We start from the raw sequence: 17,791 nt of genomic DNA, 5'->3' as shown, positions 1-17,791 counted from the left end.
GAATATGACGATGTTGTTTCCAGAGGAGGATTAGATGATTCCCCTGAAGAAAATGCAGGTGTTGCATCCATAGGTGCACCACTAACAACACATGACATCACCCATAACGGTAGACAGAAAAGACTCTTTAGAACTAAACGACTCATCCTAACCAATACCCTGAATCTGATTTTTAATAAAGGTTCATAAATTCGACTTATATGGGAAACACTTATTATTTTTGAAATAGCTCTCAGCAAAAGAGACGGAGACAGAAAATGTCTATGCCAACTAGAAATAGAATATGAATAAGGAATTCCAAAACTATCTCGAATCAGCATAGGGACGAATAAAGCGTAGTTGATATTTTCCTTACCAACCGTCCATTTGGAATGCACATTTCCGAAACAGGATAGGTATTAATACAATACAGAGAAAAGATGCATCTTCTGATGACAGGTGACACCGATGCTTATAAACGAATACAATTTAAGTGAAGGGTCTAAATAATCTGAGGTTTTCTTGAAACAGCGCGTTACCACCATACTGAAATTGGGCACTCCCATCATCATCGCGATGCTGTCTCAAAGCCTCCTCAACCTTGTCGATGCTGCACTTGTCGGGCCTCTTGGAAAAGAAGCCCTGGCCGCTGTGGGTGCAGCCAGCTATGCCAACTTTGTTGCTCTTTCACTGGTTGCCGGCCTCTCCGCGGGTGTCCAGGCCCAGGTAGCCAGACGTTTCGGTGCTGGAAACAGCCGACTTTGTGCGACACCTGTCAATCATGGCATTATCATTGCTCTGTTCTTTGCTCTTCCCGTTAGCTTACTTTTAATGCTCCTGGCTCCCTGGATCTTGCAAATTTTTAATCAAGGTGAGCTGGTACATGATACAGCCGTTACTTATTTCAGAATTCGGGTCATGTCACTGGCCGCTGCGGCTCTCTGCCTGTCTTTCAGAGGCTACTGGAACGGCACTGGCAGACCTTCAGGCTTTCTGCGCATCCTGGTTGTTTCGCATATTTTTAATGCTGCGGTCAGCTTTTGTCTGATTTATGGCATAGGACCTCTGCCTGCTATGGGAGTGGCAGGTGCCGCACTGGGGACGTTCCTGGCTATGTATCTTGCCGCTGTTCTGAATCTGTTCAGCCTGCTGAGTACTGCGCGGGAACATGGTTTTATGGATTTCAGATTTCTGTTGAAGCGTGACTTCAAACAGACCGTTCGATTGATTCGACTGGCGGTTCCAGACTCGCTGCAACAAATGCTCTTCTCTTTTGGCTTTATGATGCTGTTTGCGATCATCGCCCAGATGGGTACCAGTGAACTGGCCATCGCTCATGTTCTGATGAATATCTCCCTGCTTTTAATATTGCCCGGTATTGGCATGGGAATGGCTGCCAATACTCTGGTCAGCCAAAGTCTGGGAGCAGGCAAACCGGACAAAGCCTGGCGCTGGGGTTGGGATATCGTCTTGGTTGCCGCCAGTGTACTGTTGTTTTTAAGCCTCCCCTTACTGTTTGCCCCTGAGTTTTTACTGGGACTGTTTCTGCATCAGGAAAGTCTGGTGGAAATGGGCAAGATCCCTCTGCAGTTAACCGGAATGAGTATCTTTCTTGATGCTGCCTCACTGGTATTCACTCAAGCCCTGCTCGGAGCCGGAGCCAATAGAACTGTTCTGGGCATAAGAGCGGCTGGTCAATGGCTTATTCTTTTACCCCTTTGCTGGCTGGTTGGCCCCGTACTGGGTCTGGGACTTACCGCTATTTGGCTTGTCCAGGCTTTACAGCGACTCATCAGCTCTCTGGCCTTTGTACTGGTTTGGCAGACCCGGAAATGGGAAAGGATTGTTGTTTAAGTGGGAAGTTGAGAGATGAGAGTTAAGCAGCCATACAGCTAAGCGCTAAACCCCATAACGTTCGCACTGAGCACGTCGAAGTGCATTACCTGCATCCTTTGACAAGCTCAGAATGAACGGAGTATGTATTGGTATTAACGCTTGAATGCACTACCTAACTGGCTAAAAAGCCGACCAATGGCAATCAAATGTCGTTTACTATTGAAGCACCTGCCAATGCAGACTTGCTGACTTCAGGTCACCTATGATGGTCTGGATACGAAACTGCTGAGAATCAATACCATCGTCATTCAGCCGTGATTGGAGTAGATTTTGCGACGCATTCAGACGTTCACTGAGACGGTCCACTTCCGAAGTATTTCTGGCAGAGGCTGACTCAACAGTAATCAGCAACGGTTGAGCCTGGTTTTTAAGCGTTTTCAGTAAAACCTTGTAAGCTTCAGAGCGTTCCAGGTCTGATGTATTTACCGGTATATCATCCATGGCTACCTGATTACTCCGTGCTCCCCTGGCTTTCCCCACAGTAAAAATATCCACCAGTGCATATTCCCTGCGATTACCTCTTTTCACGGTATAAGTCAGGTAGTAGGTAATCTTGCCATTTGTCTCTTTTTGACCCAGATAATAGGCCTGTTCTTTATCCAGTCCATACAGTCGAGCTATATCAAAAATATTGTTCGCCCAAAAGTTACTGGCACCACAACTGAATCGCTCACAACTAAACACTGGCTCCACACCCAATTGCTTAAACTGTCGGGTAAAAAACCGGTAAGCTTCATCACTGCTCTTGCCACTGGGCAAGAGATAGAGCTTTCGATCCAGAGCCCCGTCGAGCCACTGTTCTGAATCGGCCATCACGACACCGTTCACTTTTTTCATGGAGCTGCTGATGACGGGATAGCTGGTGACCTGCTGATGAAGCTCCATATCAAGGACGGCATTGGGAAAAGGAGCGATATCGTCAGAGAATGCGCTGACAGGGAACAGAAAAGCGCCTGTCACAAACAATGATAAGGTCCGTCGATAGAAAGAATGAAAACGAGTCATACGGTGCTTTTTCACTCCTTACTGAAAAGTACCGCCGCTCATAGCATGAAGCTTTTGTTTTTTCTTGGCTTCTGGCTACTTAATGGTTTTCCAGCGGTACTTTCGGTTGGCTGTTGAGGTCATGAAACTGAGTATTCCAATAGCCTCCAGCCTAACATGAGCCATTAGACTAGCCAATAAAAGTCAGTCATTCATCACTTCATTGACAATTCGGGCTACCGCTTCTGTTTCGCCATCCATGTGGAAATGGTGAGATCCAGGCATAGGGTAGAATTTTATATGAGCCAGACGCTTTCGATGTGGCTCTATCAATGCATCCACATAACCTTCCTTTGCATAGAGCATATGCGCATCACAGGTCATCTTTTCAGCAAAGGCCAGGGCCTGATCTTGAGTAAATCGAGTCGGTGATGGCAGGTTAAGACGAGGATCAGTACGCCATGTCCAGGCATCGCCATCCTGAAACAGTGCGCGTTCAACCAATAACGCCGAAGAGTCTCGAGTAACAGGAAATTGTCCCAGACATCGTACTCGCACGGCATGCTCCAGAGAGCGATAACGGTTTACAGGTTTACCCCTGCGGAATGATTTACGTTCCTGAATATAAGCCGCCAGAGCATTAGGGGCTTCTTCTGGTTTACGTGGCATTGGGTAAAGACCATCCAGTAAAATAGCCTTTTCGACCCTGTCCTCCAGAATGGCAGAAGCCATCACTGAAACAATAGCGCCCATGGAATGTCCCATCAGGCTGAAAGTCTCAAGCTCCAGGGTATCGACGACTTCAACCAGATCCTCGACATAATTCCAGATAGCGTAATCCATCTCTGCCGGACGATGAGAGGAGCGCCCATGACCTGCCTGATCAATAGCGATCAATCGAATCCCTTGCAGAAAAGGAGCCAATGGCCCAAAGCTGGCAGCATTATCCAGCCAGCCATGAAGGGCTATAACAGGACGGCCGTCGGGATCACCCCATTCCTGACCAGAGAAGCTCATCCGCCCAATATTAATTTCGATATCCCTAGGCTCCATAACTCTCTCCAGTCAGCCTCTCTATCATCGCCTGGACACTGCTTGCCGCCACTTCCGGGAACTCCAGTGGAAACAAGTGGCCTCCAGCCGTACTCTTCATTTCGAGCCCCGTCAGATAGCGATGCACGAACACTCTTCTGCGTGACAATATGTCACTGTTTTCGCCATAAAGCATGGCAGCAGGTACCCGTTTTTTTTCCGCTTTTGGAAAACGATCCGGTGAGCTGGCAAAAATAGCGGATTCAACAGCAGGATCAAACTTAAGCTTCAGACCATCGGAATGGTGATGCAGACCCAGGTCGACATAATCTTCCAGACAACGCTCATCAAAGTCACTGAACAGTGATTTGGTACGGAAATAATCCAACGCTTCCTGTCTATTGTTCCATTCAGACTTTCGTTCTGCAGCTCGGCCCGATGGCGTAATTCGATCCATAACGCCGAACTTCTTGGCCACACGCAAAACACTACTGTCTAAAGGCGTCATTAAGGGTGCATCAAGTAATAACACAGCTTTATAGAGATCAGGTCTTAGACGTGAAGCAAACCAGGTGATGACACCACCAAATGAGTGACCCAGACCTATCACAGGCTCGTCATATCGACGCTCAAGCTGCTCAATCAGTTCATCCACCAGCTCAGACCAGTGATTACTGACAGGGTACCTTGGGTTATGACCGTGGCATTCCAGATACTGAATCCGGAAGCTTTCCTCCAGCGAGGTCAGAAATCGACGATAGACAGGTGCAGGAAATCCATTGGCATGGCAAAAATGTATCGAATCCTTGCTCATCATTTTAATGCTTTGCGACGAATGACGGACACATCATGCCACGTCTAATGACTGTGAAAATACTCTAAACATCGTATATGGAAACAATGTTTAAGCCACTCACCTGAACGGGTATCTGTTATCAATCCCAAGACTCAAAAATCAGGATAAAAGTCTACCCAATCCAACTGAATTAAGTGCCCGAAAACTATCAGGAAGTAGAAAGTAAAGCAAATGTAAAAGAAGGGATTAACGGCATATATGATTGGATATTATTAATCAGTTTATCTTATCCATCCTGATTCAATGGCAGGCTGTTAATTCTTCTGAGAATACGATCCAGCATGGCGGGGTATAAAGGATGCCTGATCAAATCCTCATAAGCCGATGTGGTCAGGCCTTGGGGAAGCCAGCTTACCTCTGGCATAAAGATATGCTCGCCCTTATTTTGTAAGATAAAGTCCTGCAGCCATCGCGCTCTGGCTTCATCCTCTGTAGCAATCACGGCGAACCGGATGCCTGCCAGATCCGCCACCAGATCAGGAAAGCTGAAGCCGCTCCCCCCTGCCCTGGCATCACTTCTTTCTTTACTGACACCAATGTTCAAAGCAGACTCTTCATCCAGTGTCAGCGCCAGTGCAGCACTGACCATAAAATGTTGCGACAAGTCTTTACGTCCGCGAAGCAAAATCGGGCGTGACAGTGGATAGGGTTTCATACCCGGAGCAAGAAAGACTCGTGTAGACGGATCAGCCAATTGAATAGCCAGCGCTCTCAACATGCGCTCATTCTCTTTAACCGCACTCCCCCCTTCAGAACTTCTGGCTCTGGCTAATCCCACCAACGTATGGAGTAGTCTGGACAATTGAAGATCACTCCCCTGCTGCTGGACCGCTGCTGCAGCAAGCACATCAAGGTAGAGTTGAATCGCTTCCTTCTCTTCGGGAGAACCCAGCATCAAGCTCATGGCGCTGGCTTTCAATTGTTGCCTGAGCTCTTTTCCTGAACGATAAACCAGAGTGATTCGCCTGGGAGTAATGTCAAAAGCCTTCACAGAACCGGTTAGTGTTTTCCAGAATTTTGCCTGCTCATCAGGGAGAAGAGGCAGCAACATATTCTTGAATGAAAATCTCAATAACCAGCCTGGGAAAGACACCTTTCCTATTTTGACTGAATCCAGCTCTGGCAAATCTTCATGCTCAGACACTGTCATAGTCATATTCAGGTAAACCTTCTCAATCAATGGCGATCGCAGGGACGCCCTGATAACAACAGCCTTCTCCCTCAGTTGAGATTCAATACCGGTAATGGCAATGGCTTTCTTGCCTGAAACCCGAACTCGATTAGCCAGGTAAAAAGCCAGATCCCTGATATCGGAAGGCTCAATACTCAACCGATTTAACTGATCCTGTTCAAAAGCATCACGAATATGGGACATCCACTCTTCTGCATGGGCATATGAATCTTTTCCACCCCCACCGGAATAACGGATATCCGGTTCACTGGAAACAGCCAGAGCCAGCACAACAGACAGCCCACCGATTACCGTTACCAGGAAGACATTAAACAGAATAAAGATCCGCGAAGTTGAAGGCACCTGCCACCGAAAGGAGCGAAATGAAGGGAGTTTTCTGATCCGTTTGCCCATGATCATGACCATAAACCTGGTTAACGGGTATATCGACCAGAAAACTTGAATGTTTTATCGAATGAGGGATCAGATCAATGTAACAGCAACACTTCCCTGTATTGCCGTATGAAATCAGGCTGTTTTGGGAGGAAACCTGGGTTCAAGCATACCCAGTTTCATGGCCTCATGGACTTTTGCCATCAAATCCATCTCTGTCAGGCTATGCAATTCAGACAATGATTGGATAATAAAGTACACAGGCTGAAGAATATCAATGCGATACGGGGTTCTCAGAGCTGTAATCACATCAAATCCCTGACGCTCAGGCTCAGGGCTTTCCAGAGAATAGACCGTCTCTTTGAAGCTGGAGAGAATACCCCCGCCATAGATACGCAGTCCGTCATCAGTGTGAACCAAGCCAAACTCCACTGTCATCCAGTAAAGCCGTGCAAGGTATACCCTCTCTTCTTTGGAAGCCACCAGCCCCAACTGACCATATATCTCGGTCAGACGAGCAAAATCAGGATTCGTCAACAATGGACAGTGCCCAAAAATCTCATGAAATATGTCCGGCTCCTGGAGATAATCAAGCTCTTCACGGGTACGAATAAAGGTAGCTACAGGGAACTGACGGTTGGCCAACAGTTCAAAAAAACGATCAAAAGAGATCAGTGCCGGCACCCGGGCTACTGACCAGCCAGTGGCCTTTTTCAGTTTTTCGTTAATATCATTCAGCTGGGGGATCTCTTCGGCAGACAGGCCCAGTATATCCAGACCTTCCAGAAACTCAGGGCAGGCTCTCCCATCAATAGCCTCTAACTGACGCTCATAAAGTATTCGCCAGGTTTCATGCTCTTGTGGGGGATAGTCAATAAAGCCATTTTCATCGGGCTTTCTGGCAACATAACTGGTCGGTTTCTTCAAACTGAAATTCCTTTTGACTATGAAAATGCCCTCACAGGTTCTGCAAGCATTCTCATGGTTCAGGTGCTCTTGCATCTACGTAAGCCCCATTAGCGACTCACTCTGTGAAAAATATTGATTTCACCACAATCCATCATGGGCACTTTTAATGCCCTGATTGACCCATCATCCAGATAGGGGAAACCATCCCCCCTACCTGATGAATATCAGAATTATTATTGGTCCTGCAAGACACCCCTGCGAATCTGATCCCGCTCCATACTTTCAAACAGAGCTTTGAAATTACCTTCACCAAAGCCTTCGTCGCCCTTTCTCTGAATGATTTCAAAGAAAATCGGGCCAATGGCTGTTTCTGTAAAAATCTGCAGCAACAGACCGCCATCTGAAGTAGGAGCACCGTCCATCAGAATAGCCCTTGTTTTCAAGGCATCAACGTCTTCACCATGCCAAGGCAGACGTTCGTGCAACATCTCATAGTAAGTCGCCGGCGGAGGCGTCATGAATTTAACGCCAAGCCCCCTCATTTTATCCACCGCCTCGTAGATGTCACTGGCAGTCAGGGCAATGTGCTGAATGCCCTCCCCCTTATACTGTTCCAGATATTCTTCAATCTGGCTTTTATCATCGGAGGATTCATTGATGGGGATTTTGACTTTACCACAGGGGCTGGTCATGGCTCGGGATTTCAGACCTGTCAGTTTGCCTTCGATATCGAAATAACGAATTTCGCGGAAATTGAACAGGGTTTCATAAAAGCCAGCCCACTTGTCCATATTGCCCCGGGCAACGTTGTGGGTAAGGTGATCCAGCACTTCCAGACCGACTTCTACAGAGCCACCCGTCTCTTCAGCAAACTCAAAATCATCGTCATACATTGTGCCTGCAGGCCCATAACGATCAATCAGGTAAACCAGAGCTCCACCAATACCGACAATGCAGGGAATCTCATGCCCATCGACAGAATATTCAGATACGCCCTGCTTAGCCCCCAGACTCAGGGCACGATCCAGAGCATAGGCTGCATCAGCAACACGAATACCAAATGAACAGGCACAGGGACCGTGTTCATTGTGAAAGGTTCGACCAAAACTGTTGGCATCGCCATTCACCAGAAAGTGTATATCTCCCTGTTTGTAGAGTGTCAGGTCACGGCTTTTATGGTGTGCAGCAGCCTTGAACCCAAGACTGGAAAAGAACTCATGGAGTGCAGCGGGTTCTGAAGAGGCAAACTCTACAAACTCAAAACCGTCTGTGCCCATTGGATTGATGTCAGATACCTGTGCAGAATGGCCAATACCTTTCATGAATTACCCTCAATGTAATGAATGAATCCGGGCTAACATTCCCTGTGAAGTCCGCTATGCTGTCTATCGGCCAACCCTGGCGCATCAGCAATTTATTAGAATTATCCGGAGCCTGTCAGACTTAAGCTTTCGAGCATGAAATCTAGTAGAGCGAGTCAGTTTTTTCGTTGGATTTATGCGAATAGTCCTCTATTTAAATAAATTCAACGGAAAAACTGGCCGCTCTTTCTGGATTTCAGGCCGAAATAGCCTTGAGTCTGCCAGGCTCCCTGCCCTGAGTTTTATCAAATTTGGATTCAGGGAGAGGCATATCCGTGGAGCCCGTCTGGCAACGGCAAAATATTGTAATAGCTGCATCCACTGGATAAATAGAGTATAGAAGGGTGGTCATGCAAAATGGTTGCGACATAAAAAGTAATAAAACAGGATTATGCAAATTGCTTGCATATCAGGACCGTGTTCATGATGGCTGAATCTTTGGATAAGTACGACGTAAGTCTTCTGGATAGCCTGCAGAAGGAAGACGGTGTCTCTCTGGCAGACCTCGCTCAGCGGGTGAATCTGTCCAGTTCTCAATGCTCCAGGCGCATTAGCCGCCTGAAGAAGCTGGGGTATATCAGAAAACAGGTAGCTCAGCTGAACCCCCAGGCCCTGGGCCTGGATGTGTCAGCCTTTGTGACGGTAACTCTGGCCAAGCACGGCAAAAACTCAGCGGAAAGTTTTCAAACCTCAATCCTTCATATGGATCAGATACTGGAGTGCCACGCTATTACGGGTGAGGGCGATTACCTGCTGAAAGTCATGGCACCCAACAGTCAGGCATTAAATGAGTTTATTATGAAAGAGCTGCTTACCCTGCCGGGCGTCAGCCATGTTAAAACCGCTCTGGCCCTGGCCTCAGTAAAATCCACCACAGCCCTGCCCTTATAAAGGGCTGTCAGCGATGCAACAAAATTGCAGCAGCACCTGTTTTAAAAGCATTAAGCCTCGGGCCGCTGCACTTTCGGGTATACCGATTCCTATATTCGATCAATATCCTCTTCAGAAATGGCCAGCCCTGTCTGGGTTTCAATAATTTCCAAGGGACCCTCGCCCACATTCTCCAGCCTGTGTTTCAGCTTGCTCTTGATATTAATGGATTCACCCGGTCCCAGATCATGTACCTGACCTTCAACTCGAACTCTTGCCTGCCCCTGGAGGACCACCCAACTCTCGGATCTCAGGTTATGACTGTGTTCTGATAAGGAAGCGCCGGGCAAAATGCTCAGCTTCCTCACGCAGTAATTGTCTTCCACAGACAGATTTTTATAGTGACCCCAGGGGCGAAAGACTTCTTCTTCCTGTTGAGGTAGCTTGACGCTCGAAGGGCTTTGGAACTGTTTGGCCAGCTTGCCTACATCCTGTACATGATCTGCTGAAGCCACCATCACCGCATCATGACTGTCAACAATCACTACATTCTCAAGCCCCACAGCAGCTACGGTTCTGTGCCCGGAGCGAATGTAACTATTACTGCATTGCTCGACAATGGCCTTCCCTTTGATGACATTTCCCTGTTCATCAGCTTCGGAACATGCCTGTAATGAGGTCCAGCTACCGATATCTGACCAGCCACAGGATACCGGTACGACCACCCCTTTTCGGGTATGTTCCATCACCGCATAATCAATGGAGTTGGAAGGGCTACTGCCATAAGCCTGTTCATTGATTCGAAGAAATTGCAGGTCTTCGTGAAGACTGGCTAATGCCTTATGACATGCGACAACAATACCCGGTTCATTCCTTTGCAGCTCATCCAGATAGGCTTCAGGCTGAAACATAAAGATGCCGCTGTTCCAGTAATAGTCTCCGGATTCTACATACGACTTGGCCGTTGCCAGATCAGGCTTCTCGCGAAAACTGTCTATACGATAAGCGTTACACTTTTTCCCGCCCCGCTTGATATAGCCATAACCGGTATGAGGTTCTTCTGCTTCAACCCCCAGAGCCACCAGCGCCCCGGTCAGTGCATGTAGCTCAGCAACTTTCAAAGCGTCCTGAAAAGCTTTCACATCCAGAATACGGTGGTCAGCAGGTAATACCAATAAAGGTTCATTCTGCCCCAGTGCGACTCTCTGCAGCGCCACCAAAGCCAGGGCAGGTGCCGTATTTCTGGCCATAGGTTCAAGAAAAATAGCTTCCAGTGGCTGATTAATCTGACGGCTATGTTCCAACACCTTGAAACGGTGGGATTCGTGACATATCACGATAGGCTTCTGCTTGCTCAACCCTTTCAGACGAAGCAGGGTTTCCTGGATCAGGGAGTGATCCGAGAGTAACTTCAGAAACTGTTTAGGATGGTCTTTCCGGCTTAAAGGCCACAAGCGTGTGCCACTGCCCCCTGAAAGAATAACCGGTATCATTCGTTCTTCACCTTATACTGCGGGCTTATCATTCTTTGTATTCCCTGAGAACGCATCTTACCCGTGAATGGGCAACCATGGAACTTCATATAATACAAATGACTGAACTCCACACTGAGACAGACATCTCAAACAAAAGGCCAGACAACTCTTTGTTCAAAAATGCTTCAATTTTTGAAACCAACGACTGATTAATTCGGCAGACAGTACAAAAGAAAAATAATTTCTAACGTTTACTGCGGTTTATGACTAGCTTATAGGCCATAACATTTGCCTGTTTTTACTCAGCCCGGAGAACGGTCATGCAAGAGTATGAAGAGATGATGGGTGAGCTGATTGAGCTTGGCATCAATGCTAACCCGGTCGCCCCCTATGCCTGCTGCATTCTCGACCCCTGTGGTCAGATTCTGGTCACCGCCGCTCATGCCCGCCATATAAGTCCTTTGTTCAGCGCAGAGGGACTGGCATTGCATGCACTGACCCAAAACTATCATGTCCGCAAAGATCAGGAGCTGATTCTGCTGACCAATGCTGAGCCTGAATGCTCGGCCATGTCGACCATACTCTGGTGCAAAATGCATGATATCAATATTGCCAAAATAGCCTACGGTGCTTCAAAACAGCGTCTAAAAGAACTCTGGGGTTGCCCCTTTGGCTTTGAAGCTGCAGAAATTCTGGATCGCGCCGGTAAAGACAATGAGAATCGTCCAGAACTGATCGGCCCTGTTCTGGAGGAAGATTGCATTGAAGCCTTTGAAGATGCAAAAGCACTGTTTGACCAGGGAGACCGCCCGGTCATGTCACTGGACCTCGACGAGTTCTGGATGACTGGCGACTGGATGCTTGAACTGGAAGATTAGGCCCTGAAAGGCATTCTTTATCATATCGGTTTGGGAGCATCCTGGCAGGATTCCATTGAAAGATGCTCTCAAACTGGCTAACTCACTCAATTATCTCTAGTTTTTTATATATGAGTTGCAATAAAGATATCTAACTCAGAATTGCATACCTCTTATCAAGGAAGATCGGTCAGGCATGCGAATACCCAGGATATTCAGCTCCGTCTATCACTCGCTATCCAGCGGGCTTGGTCGTATCTCAGGTTTATGGCAGGGCCACAAAGTTAAAGCTCAGCCTGCTCACACGGCTCTACCTCACGGACAACCTTTTTCAGCAAAAACGCTGGCTCAATGGCAAATATCTGCCAAAGGGGGCGGCGAAGAATTGCTGCAATTGAGAAACAAAAGACTGAAACAGCAGCCACTGGATCAATTCGTAGAATCACTGGAACAACATTATTCTGATTTCTATGAAAGCAAAGACCAGTTCCGCAGCAAAGTTGCCTTTTTGATGACAGAGTTGGGCATGGCCACTGGACAAACCAATGCTCTCAAACCGGCAGGGTTCTTTGCCACAAAGCTCAATGACCAACAATTATTTCTATTGGATCGTTACCTGACTTGCACAGATCCCATAGAATTTGGTCGAGCCTGGATTGAGGATGGGCGCACTTTAAACCAAAACTATATTTTCCATTGTGTATACCCTGCCAGAGTCGATGAAGCGCCTCTTTTTTCTAATGATGATTTAACCCGGCTGGGATTTATTCGCAAAAACAGCCCCGATAGCTATACATTGCTCCCTGTAGAGTTAACTGCAGAACACTTTTGGGCGATGGAGCGGACTCTTAAATCCCGACCTGTCCAGAAACTTGCTTCGGAGCAGTCAGGCTTCATGACACTAAAGAAGCTGGAAGCATTTTGCCTCTCACTTTCAGAATTTGTCGAAGAGCCGGCCAAAAGCCAGTTGCAAGAGCCTCTAGAGGTTGACCATCTTGATCGATTACTGGCATTAACCATCGATCCCGCCATTCAATATTACGAAGGGTTAGATCAGTCATTGCAAATGTGTGTTAGCGCTCTTCAATCAAACATCAGTCTTCAGCAGCGATTGGCAAGCACTGAGACTGCAAATCCAATTGGACCCGTTCTTCAGGAATGTCTGTCTTTATTGTCAGCAGCTACTCTGGATGAAAATACAGAGATAACGGCTTCTGCCCTTATATCCGATATTCAACAGAAGCAATTAACTGAAGAGAGGCTTAATCATTATGTAATGGCGCTAATGATTCAAATGCCTGGGGAACTCCCCATGTTCAGCCAGCTTTTCTCACTGGTTTCCCAACACCTGATATCCCCCAATCCGCCGGATCAAATACAGGACTCTCCCTGGCAACAAACATTTCACCAAAACATGGACCTGATTGTTAAGAGAGTCGAACGCTTCAACGAAACTGATAAGGATTTAAGAAAATTTAAAGTCTCAGAACTACCGGCACTTCTTAGCAAGGTTAATGACAGGACAAATGATTTTGCCTACGACGCCAGCATCTCTCGCCTGTTTATTCTTGTAGAGGAAATGAACGAAGCCTGCCAACTCACTACGGTTTCTCAAGAAGTTCGGGAAATGATCAAGGGGCCTTCAGAACAATGGGTCGAGCATATAGCGGAAGAAGCAGCAAAGAGACTCCCCAAGACCCTTCAATACGGGCTCAATACACAAACACCTTTGACTCCAGAGTCCCTGAATATCAAAGACCAGATGCGTAAAGAGTGGCAGACCATTTTAAGGAGTATTAATGAATCGGATGAGATGCTGGCTCAGTTTGAAAAAGACCGCCCCCGTACTGACTTTGATTTCAGAGTAGCCCCTGGAAGTAGAAAAAAAAGAAAAGACAGGCATTTCGAACATGGTCTCCATACTATGGAAAGCACACAGCTGATGCGGTTTCTTGGAAACAGACGGGCTGCTACTGCATTGTCGAAACTCCTCACTCAAAGCTTTGCTGCCTACCAGACGAAACTCGAAGCCTATCGATTACGAAAAGTCACTCCCTTTCTACTAACCCCCATGGGCAAGGACCCTGATGACAACCATCTGGTAACCGTAACTCATCTTCCTGATGGCAATCTGGCCATTGACTATACAACCAATGCCAGCAAGCCATCTTATTTATTCGGGGCTCGCGGTGCGGGCGTTATAGGATTGGAGACCTATCAGATCAATGGAAGATCCATAGTTTCCATGGATGCCCTAAAACGTGGCATTGTGAGTGCAACGGAACCAGAAGTGACCGTAAAACTGGCAACCAAAGATGGCAAAATCGACTGGTACACAGAAGAAAGTGGTCAATTAATACCGATCGAATGCCCCTATCAAAATTGATTTATTTTTTTACTTCTCCAATCTTTTCTTCTTAGCAACCATACGACACTTTCAATTAGAGGTTACTCACATTAATTAATCAAAGTGATTAGTTTTCGCCCTGTCTTTTCTAAAAAAAAACATCTGTCGTTTAAAAAAACCGGAATCAATACCGCCCTTAGCTTTGATCACCAAAACCATTAAAAAAATCTGACTACTAAGTCAAATTGCTTATAAATTTATGATGCAAATTATTTAAACTGGTACTAGAATCCCAAACCCGATCATAACTGCTCAAAAAGCAGCATGATTCACTGACACGGATCTGGTCACAAGGGGCTCTCTATCGGCATTAAATTTGCTATGAGATGACTGACCGGAAAATAAAGACAATAAACACAACACCCAGGGAGTTACAATGTACCGGAAGAGTACACTTTGTTTGGCTATTACTGCAGCTATCACTGCAACAACAGCACACGCAGATTTCAGTTCTCTTTATGAAGACGCCACGATCGGCGGAAAATTGAGAACTGTTTATATCGACGCAGACAAGAAAGACGGAAAAGGCGACGCTGGTGCATGGACTGCCAGTGCCGTTATCAACCTGAAGTCGGGTTATGCTTTCGACATGTTTGGTTTTGACGCTTCATACTACGGCGCAGACGCCATTGACGACGGCAACACCAAAGACCCTAAGAACCTGCTGATCTACGGCAGCAAGAAAGGCATGAGTAAACTGGGCCAGGCTTACCTGAAAGGCAAGTTCGGTGACAAGGATATGGGTGCTTCTTTCAAAGCTGGACGTACCCGCATCTACACCGGCCTGATTTCAGGTTCTGGTTCTCGCTCTATTCCAAGCTCCTGGCAGGGTATTGATGCCGACTTTAACTTCAGCGGTCTGAATGTAGGTGTTGCCTGGGTTAATGCTGTTCTGCCAAGGGACACTGCTGGCATGAAGCAGATGGAAACCTACGAAGGCAAGCGTATTGACTCCATTCTGGGTATGGAAGCCAACTACAAGATCGATAACTTCAGCCTGAAGTACATGAATGGTTTCGCCAAAGACTACCTCAAAGGCCACCAGTTCATCGTTAAACACCACACCAAAATGGCTGACGGCAACGGCCTGACACTGGAAGGTAACTACCGTATTTCTCAGGAAAACGGTGACCTCTGGAGCGGACGTGGTGGCTGGGGTGGTAACGGCTTTGGCGACAAGGCTCAAACCTTCGATTTCAATGCCAAGTACTCCTTCGGTGCTGCCTATGTCCGTGCTGGGCTGGGTTACACGCAAGCTGACTCCTACATGTACGATGGCAGCGAAAAGACCGGTCGTCATTACTATGACTTTGGTCGTTACTCCTACGGCGCATGGAACACCTGGACCAACTCAGGTCTGGTTGAAGAGTTCTACTGGGATGGTGAGAAAGTCATCGCCCTGGGCTTTGGTTACAACTTTGCTGACGCCGGATTCAAGGGTCTGACCATTGACTACAAATTCCGTCATGGCTCAGGCATCGACGTAGTCGGTGGTGGCGACGCTTCTGAAACCGAACACGGCATCGATCTGAAGTACAAATTCCAGAATGTTAAGGGACTGAGCACTCGTGTTCGTTACGCTGTCTACACCCACGACGACGTACCCGGTGAGAGTGACGAAAACCAGCTGCGTGTTTACCTGGACTACAAGTTCTGATTGTAAACCCACGCTCATTCAGTGTGTGAGCCATTTCTCCTACAGGAGAGATGGCTCCAATAACAAGAAATTGGCTGTAAGTGTCGTCTGAGTCTGCATGCTCCAACCTTGACAGGGACGGCATTTCATAACAATGAAATCAGTCAAACAAGGATGCCCTTATGCAATTAATGCGACACGGCCTAAAACTGTTTACCGCAACAGCTCTGGCCCTTTCCATCAGTGGCTGCTCTCTGATGGAGACCAAGCCCCAAGTCAGCTACCAGCAAGATAAAACTTACAAACTCACCGTTCTCCATACCAATGACCACCATGGTCGATTCTGGCAGGACCGTAAAGGACGCTACGGAATGGCTGCACGGATGACTCTGGTTAACCAGATCCGTGATGAAGTACGCGCCAATGGCGGCAATGTCCTGCTTCTGTCAGGCGGTGACATCAATACCGGTGTTCCTGAGTCCGATCTTCAGGACGCTGTTCCTGACTTTATGGGTATGAACCTGCTCGGTTATGATGCCATGGCCGTCGGTAACCACGAATTTGATAACCCCCGCGCTATTCTTGATATGCAACAGGAACTGGCCAAGTTCCCCTTCCTGTCTGCCAATATCATAGATGAGAAAAGTGGCAAAACGCTTTTCAAACCTTACACCATCATAGAAGTCAACGGCCTGCGCGTTGCCATCATGGGCCTGACGACTACCGATACTCCTAAACAAACCAGCCCTGAAAATGTTGCCGGTCTGACGTTTGAAGAGCCAGTAAAAGTAGCAGCCAAGCTGGTACCAGAACTGGAAAAAAAGGCCGATGTCATCATCGCCTCAACCCATATGGGCCACTATGTTGATGCCAATTATGGTGTTAATGCGCCGGGTGACGTTACTCTGGCCAGAAATGTTGATGGTATTGACCTGATCGTCGGCGGCCACTCTCAAGACCCTCTGTTCAAGCCTGACCAGCAAAACGGTACCTACATCGTACAGGCCCAGGAATGGGGCAAATTTGTAGGTCGTGCAGACTTCGAGTTCAAAAATGGTGAACTAAACCTGGTTGACTACAAACTGATTGCCGTTAACCCGAAAAACGCTGAAGTAAAACTGGCCCAGGACCCAGCCATGCTGGAAATGCTGACGCCCTATCAGGAAAAAGGCGCCAAGCTGGTTCAGGAAAAAGTAGGGACTGTTGATCAACGTCTGATGGGCGAGCGCAAGGAAGTTCGCTTCGAACCGACTAACCTGGGCACACTTCTGACCGAAGCCTTCATGGCAAAAACCGGTGCAGACTTTGCTGTCATGAACGGCGGCGGTATCCGTGCCAGCATCGACGAAGGTGAAATCACCTACAAAGACGTTCTGACTGTTTTGCCATTCGGCAACACTCTGACCACCGTTGAAATGAACGGACAGGAAGTTCTGGATTATCTGGCTGTAGTGGCGGCCAAGCCCACCAACAGTGGCGCATTCGCACACTTTTCCGGCATTGAGATGATGATCAACGACGGCAAGGTCAGCGATGTCAAAGTATCAGGTGACAAAATCGACACCGGGAAAACCTACAAAATGGCCATTCTCAGCTTCTCTGCCGGTGGCGGTGACAAGTACCCCAAACTGAGCAACAAAGCCGGCTTTGTTGATACAGGATTCCTCGACGCTGATGTACTCAAGGAATATGTTGAAAACAACTCTCCTCTGAAAGTAGCCAATTTCAAGCCGCAAGGCGTTGTACGTCAGTAATTCAATATTATTGATCTGAAACCCAGCGCTTGCAGTTCGCAGTATTTGCAAGCGCACATTCCTTTCATAAAAAGCAGTAGTTACATAACTGTCATTTTCAGGATGTATGGTCAAAAAACCAGGCAGTTATGACCACAAAAAATGAACACCGGAAAATATTTTTGAGTCCATTCCAATAACAACGGGCAAAAAAATGTTTTTCACAATAAAA

14 protein-coding genes are annotated in these 17,791 nt (G+C 47.3%); 7 read left to right on the top strand and 7 right to left on the bottom strand.

What is annotated here, in order from left to right; genetic code table 11:
- Together WG89_RS31650 and WG89_RS04235 are read left to right on the top strand one after the other, a co-directional pair.
- On the top strand, positions 1 to 189 hold a 189-nt coding region (locus tag WG89_RS31650), incomplete at its 5' end, for a hypothetical protein (RefSeq protein WP_216638433.1).
- A 312-nt stretch (positions 190 to 501) separates the two neighbouring features.
- The gene (locus WG89_RS04235) at positions 502 to 1,833 is read left to right on the top strand and encodes an MATE family efflux transporter (RefSeq protein ID WP_245662870.1); all 1,332 of its coding nucleotides are present in this window, start codon (positions 502 to 504) and stop codon (positions 1,831 to 1,833) included.
- 198 nt (positions 1,834 to 2,031) lie between these two features.
- Here the strand turns inward: WG89_RS04235 and WG89_RS04230 are convergent, their stop codons facing one another.
- From WG89_RS04230 to hppD, 6 genes are all read right to left on the bottom strand, one after another.
- Positions 2,032 to 2,880 carry a DUF4892 domain-containing protein gene (locus WG89_RS04230; RefSeq protein WP_062261694.1) on the bottom strand — a complete coding sequence of 283 codons (849 nt, stop codon included), beginning with the start codon at positions 2,878 to 2,880 and terminating at the stop codon, positions 2,032 to 2,034.
- A gap of 183 nt (positions 2,881 to 3,063) precedes the next feature.
- Positions 3,064 to 3,912: an alpha/beta hydrolase gene (locus tag WG89_RS04225; RefSeq protein ID WP_062261692.1), complete on the bottom strand. Its 849-nt coding sequence runs from the start codon at positions 3,910 to 3,912 to the stop codon at positions 3,064 to 3,066.
- The gene (locus WG89_RS04220) at positions 3,902 to 4,708 is read right to left on the bottom strand and encodes an alpha/beta fold hydrolase (RefSeq protein WP_079253645.1); all 807 of its coding nucleotides are present in this window, start codon (positions 4,706 to 4,708) and stop codon (positions 3,902 to 3,904) included. Before WG89_RS04220 ends, WG89_RS04225 begins: the two co-directional genes overlap by 11 nt.
- Before the next feature lie 265 nt (positions 4,709 to 4,973).
- Complete coding sequence (locus tag WG89_RS04215) at positions 4,974 to 6,338, bottom strand: YfiM family lipoprotein (protein WP_062261686.1); 1,365 nt, start codon at positions 6,336 to 6,338, stop codon at positions 4,974 to 4,976.
- Between the two features lie 108 nt (positions 6,339 to 6,446).
- The gene (gene phhA / locus WG89_RS04210) at positions 6,447 to 7,238 is read right to left on the bottom strand and encodes a phenylalanine 4-monooxygenase (protein ID WP_062261756.1); all 792 of its coding nucleotides are present in this window, start codon (positions 7,236 to 7,238) and stop codon (positions 6,447 to 6,449) included.
- 215 nt (positions 7,239 to 7,453) lie between these two features.
- Positions 7,454 to 8,542: a 4-hydroxyphenylpyruvate dioxygenase gene (gene hppD, locus WG89_RS04205; RefSeq protein ID WP_062261682.1), complete on the bottom strand. Its 1,089-nt coding sequence runs from the start codon at positions 8,540 to 8,542 to the stop codon at positions 7,454 to 7,456.
- Positions 8,543 to 9,004: 462 nt separating this feature from the next.
- Between hppD and WG89_RS04200 the strand changes: the two genes are divergently transcribed.
- The gene (locus tag WG89_RS04200; protein ID WP_062261679.1) at positions 9,005 to 9,472 is read left to right on the top strand and encodes an Lrp/AsnC family transcriptional regulator; all 468 of its coding nucleotides are present in this window, start codon (positions 9,005 to 9,007) and stop codon (positions 9,470 to 9,472) included.
- Positions 9,473 to 9,561: 89 nt separating this feature from the next.
- On the opposite strand, the gene WG89_RS04195 is transcribed toward WG89_RS04200, so the two are convergent.
- A complete protein-coding gene (locus WG89_RS04195) occupies positions 9,562 to 10,944 on the bottom strand; it encodes a mannose-1-phosphate guanylyltransferase/mannose-6-phosphate isomerase (RefSeq protein WP_062261676.1) in 1,383 nt (460 codons plus the stop codon).
- A gap of 302 nt (positions 10,945 to 11,246) precedes the next feature.
- Here WG89_RS04195 and WG89_RS04190 point away from each other — a divergent pair, with 302 nt between their 5' ends.
- From WG89_RS04190 to ushA, 4 genes are all read left to right on the top strand, one after another.
- Positions 11,247 to 11,804 carry a hypothetical protein gene (locus tag WG89_RS04190; RefSeq protein ID WP_062261673.1) on the top strand — a complete coding sequence of 186 codons (558 nt, stop codon included), beginning with the start codon at positions 11,247 to 11,249 and terminating at the stop codon, positions 11,802 to 11,804.
- A 175-nt stretch (positions 11,805 to 11,979) separates the two neighbouring features.
- Positions 11,980 to 14,169 carry a hypothetical protein gene (locus WG89_RS04185; protein WP_062261670.1) on the top strand — a complete coding sequence of 730 codons (2,190 nt, stop codon included), beginning with the start codon at positions 11,980 to 11,982 and terminating at the stop codon, positions 14,167 to 14,169.
- Between the two features lie 397 nt (positions 14,170 to 14,566).
- Positions 14,567 to 15,847: an OprD family outer membrane porin gene (locus WG89_RS04180; protein ID WP_062261667.1), complete on the top strand. Its 1,281-nt coding sequence runs from the start codon at positions 14,567 to 14,569 to the stop codon at positions 15,845 to 15,847.
- 161 nt (positions 15,848 to 16,008) lie between these two features.
- Positions 16,009 to 17,580, top strand: coding sequence for a bifunctional UDP-sugar hydrolase/5'-nucleotidase UshA (gene ushA / locus WG89_RS04175; RefSeq protein WP_281177676.1), 1,572 nt, complete (start codon positions 16,009 to 16,011; stop codon positions 17,578 to 17,580).
- The last annotated feature ends 211 nt before the right edge of the window (positions 17,581 to 17,791 follow it).

The organism is Endozoicomonas arenosclerae, assembly GCF_001562015.1.
In the GTDB taxonomy this organism is placed as follows: domain Bacteria; phylum Pseudomonadota; class Gammaproteobacteria; order Pseudomonadales; family Endozoicomonadaceae; genus Endozoicomonas_A; species Endozoicomonas_A arenosclerae.
Note: the sequence above shows the minus strand (reverse complement) of the source record. Positions and strands in the feature narration are given on the sequence as shown.